The organism is Acinetobacter sp. YH12039 (assembly GCF_013420015.1).
GTDB classification, from domain to species: Bacteria; Pseudomonadota; Gammaproteobacteria; order Pseudomonadales; family Moraxellaceae; genus Acinetobacter; species Acinetobacter amyesii.
Genome location: NZ_VOZA01000100.1, coordinates 1 through 3682 on the forward strand (window position 1 = coordinate 1; position 3682 = coordinate 3682).

The 3682-nt window shown below is 45.6% G+C and carries 3 protein-coding genes; 2 read left to right on the forward strand and 1 reads right to left on the reverse strand.

Translation table 11 applies throughout. From position 1 onward, the window contains the following. The first annotated feature begins 236 nt into the window (after window positions 1-236). Together FTT98_RS17430 and FTT98_RS17435 are read left to right on the forward strand one after the other, a co-directional pair. A complete protein-coding gene (locus FTT98_RS17430; protein ID WP_180005632.1) occupies window positions 237-2225 on the forward strand; it encodes an oleate hydratase in 1989 nt (662 codons plus the stop codon). Between the two features lie 124 nt (window positions 2226-2349). Beyond that, window positions 2350-3321 carry an IS30 family transposase gene (locus FTT98_RS17435; protein WP_180005633.1) on the forward strand — a complete coding sequence of 324 codons (972 nt, stop codon included), beginning with the start codon at window positions 2350-2352 and terminating at the stop codon, window positions 3319-3321. 28 nt (window positions 3322-3349) lie between these two features. On the opposite strand, the gene FTT98_RS17440 is transcribed toward FTT98_RS17435, so the two are convergent. After that, a partial coding sequence (locus tag FTT98_RS17440; protein ID WP_180005634.1) for a transposase occupies window positions 3350-3682 on the reverse strand: 333 nt, incomplete at its 5' end.

Consider the following 3682-nt stretch of genomic DNA (forward strand, 5'->3'; position numbering starts at 1 on the left):
GCTTTATCTGTTAACATTGTTCTTGGCATAGCAACGTCCGTTCTCGGTGGTATTTTTGATTTTTGGCGAAACCATTATACCTTGTTGCTATGCCGTTTAATTTTCACTCAAAGATCAACAGCCTCTAGTTGAATCTAGGCTTGGTGCCGACTATACTGAAAGTGCCGTTCGCAATACCATTAAGGGTATCAGCTAGAACAGCAAGTACTTCTATTCAGTAAGGGAAGGAATCCGTAATGGCTAAAAAGACAATTGCGAAATTTGATATCTCGGCAACCGCACCAGAGGGTTTTGAACATGAGCCTGACGCAACAGGTGGTTTTTGGTGCCATAAACCGCTTAACACTTTGCCGCCGGGTGATTTTATATCGCCCTACTCGCGTCATAAAACCTTACCAACTCCGGGAATCGAAAAGCGTAAAGCCTGGATAATTGGTGGCGGTGTCGGAGGACTTGCCGCTGCATTTTATTTAATTCGCGATGGTCATATGCCCGCCGAAAATATCACTATTTTAGAAGAAATGAGGGTAGAAGGCGGCTCTATGGATGGTGCGGGTAACCCTGAAGACGGTTACATCATTCGCGGTGGTCGTGAAATGAACTGGAACTACGACACCCTCTGGGATCTATTCCAGGACATTCCCGCCCTTGAACTTCCCGAAGGGTATTCTGTTCTCGATGAATACCGAATGATAAACGACAACGACCCAAATTACTCTAAGGCCCGTTTAATTAACAAGTCCGGCGAGATCCTTGACTCAGAAGACCTGGGACTGAGTAAATCTCAGCAATGGGAACTTATCCGCTTAATGCTGAAACGAAAGGAAGAGTTAGACGACACGAGCATTGAGGAATATTTCAGTGAAGGCTTTTTACAAAGCAACTTCTGGTTTTTATTCCGTACTATGTTTGCTTTTAAAAACTGCCACAGCCTGTTGGAAACCAAGCTCTATTTGCATCGTTTTCTGGACTCAATTGACGGCTTTGGTGACATGTCTGTTCTGCTTTTCCCTAAATACAATCAGTACGACACCTTTATAAAGCCACTGACCGACTTTTTGCGTGAAAAAGGAGTGAAATTTACCTTTGAAGCCAGAGTCGATGACCTTGATATAAGCTTTACCGGAGACAAAAAGACAGTAACCGGAATTCAGGCCGTTATTAAAGGTAAAGAGCAATATATTGAAGTTGGCAAGAATGATTTAGTGTTCGCCCTCACCGGCTCAATGACTGAACAGACGGGTTATGCCGGTATGGATAATGCGCCGGAGCTTAACTGTGAAAGGCATGACCCGGGTAGCGAAAGTGGCTGGAACTTATGGAAGAACCTCGCCAAGAAGTCTCCCGTTTTCGGTAAGCCAGAAAAATTTTATGGTGACGTAGACAAGTCTATATGGGAGTCGGCCACCCTTACCTGCAAGCCCTCACCCCTTGTCGATAAACTGAAAACCTTATCAGTAAACGACCCATACTCCGGTCGAACCGTAACCGGCGGCATAGTGACTTTTACTGACTCCAACTGGCTGTTAAGTGTTACCTGTAATCGCCAACCCCACTTCCCCGACCAGCCAGATGACACATTGGTGTTGTGGGTTTATGGCCTGTTGATGGATAAGCAAGGCAACCGTGTAAACAAAACCATGCCAGAATGCACCGGTAAAGAAATTCTGACCGAGCTTTGCCATCATCTGGGTATTGAAGACCAGTTAGATGAGGTTATAGCCAACACCAAAATACGCATTGCGCTTATGCCTTATATTACAGCTCAGTTTATGCCCAGAGCTGCAGGCGACAGGCCCAGAGTAGTTCCTGAAGGCTGCACGAATTTAGGCTTAGTGGGACAATTTGTAGAAACTCGCAATGACATAATATTCACCATGGAAGCCTCTATTCGCACCGCCCGTATTGGTGTGTATAAACTGCTGAATATTCCCAAACAGGTGCCTGATATAAGCCCGACACAATACGACATTCGTAACATCATAAAAGGTGCCAGAGCGCTCAATAGCAATAAGCCTTTTATTGGCGAGCGTATGCTGCACCGCTTACTCGACAAAACCTACTTTGCCCACATACTGCCGCCGCTGCCCGAACCGGAGGAGAAAAAGCAAACGCACTTCGAAGAAGAGCTAAGGGAACTGCTTGGTAAAGGCGGTGACTCAATACATAAATTCTCAAGCTGGGTTAACTCGCTGAGGGAGAATTTTTCGAGCAAAGATAAATAGTAGGTTAGGTTTTGCCTGAATTCAGATAATAACCGCAACACTCATGTAATGGGATAGGTCGGAAGGAGGTCAGCTACCCACATGTGGTAGTCTTACTTTTCGACCAAAAAAAGTGAGTTCCAACATGAGTTATCGGCAGCTGACCGAGGGGCAACGATACCAGATTTCTGCGTTGCTCTCAGAAGAATTTTCACAACGAGAGATTGCAAGAAAGCTGAACATTGCACCCTCAACCGTCCATCGAGAGTTGCGACGAAACAACAATTTATGCGGGTCTTATGACCCTCAATTGGCTCAAGAGCGCACACTAAAACGGCGTTTAAAGCCAAAGCCCAAACGGGTTTGCGAGAATACTCGCAACGCTGTAGAGCTTATGCTCGAGATGGACTGGAGCCCGGAGCAGATATCGGCTATCTGCACGCGAATAGGCTATCCAGTCAGTCACGAGTGGATTTACAATTATGTTCTGGCTGATTTTTACGGCGGCGGTGGTTTATTTACTCACCTTCGCCACCGGTTAAGACGCTATAAAAAGCGCCTGCATAAGCAACGAGGTCGGATTTTAGGCCGTCGCTCGATACACGACCGGCCAGCAATTATTGATGACCGAGAACGCTACGGCGACTGGGAAATTGACACCGTTATCGGCAAACGTGGAACCGGTGCTATCGTCACGCTGTTAGAGCGTAAAAGCCGTTTTTATCTTGTGAAAAAAGTCACAAGTAAACATGCTGATGCCGTTGCTAACGCAACTATAGAAATGCTGCAGCCCTTTAAAGTTATGGTGCACAGCATTACAGCCGATAATGGTTTGGAATTCGCTGATCACGAACGTATCGCAGAAGAGCTTGATACAGACGTTTATTTTGCTGATCCGTATGCTTCGTATCAGCGCGGTGCGAACGAAAATGCGAACGGGTTATTGCGTCAATACGTGCCAAAAGGTACTGATTTGCGCACTGTAACTAACGAGCTGATGACTAAATATCAGCAACGCTTGAATTTACGGCCCAGGAAAACTCTGGGGTTTATTCAGCCAGACATAATTTTTAAAGAGCAATTGCAACAGGCTATGAGCGAGTGTTGCAGTTATTAGAGGCTGTTGATCTTTGCTCAAATATCATTCAGCAATGCATTGGCAGCCATACCATGACAAAGGCTAATGCGACATTACTGGCGTAGTTTCTTGCCAGTTTGTCGTAGCGAGTAGCTATAGCCCGATATTTTTTAATCTTTAAAAAGGCGTTCTCTACCAAGTGCCGGTACTTATAAAGACACCAGTCCATATGACCATTCCCAGTTTTGCTGTTCTCTTTTCTCGGAATATTGACCACGCAACCTTGAGCTTCAATAAATGCTCGTAAACTATCACTATCGTAGCCCTTATCGGCAGTGACATGGCTTGATTTTGGGGCTTCTGCTATCAAACTCTGCGCATGGGCGATGTCATGTACTTG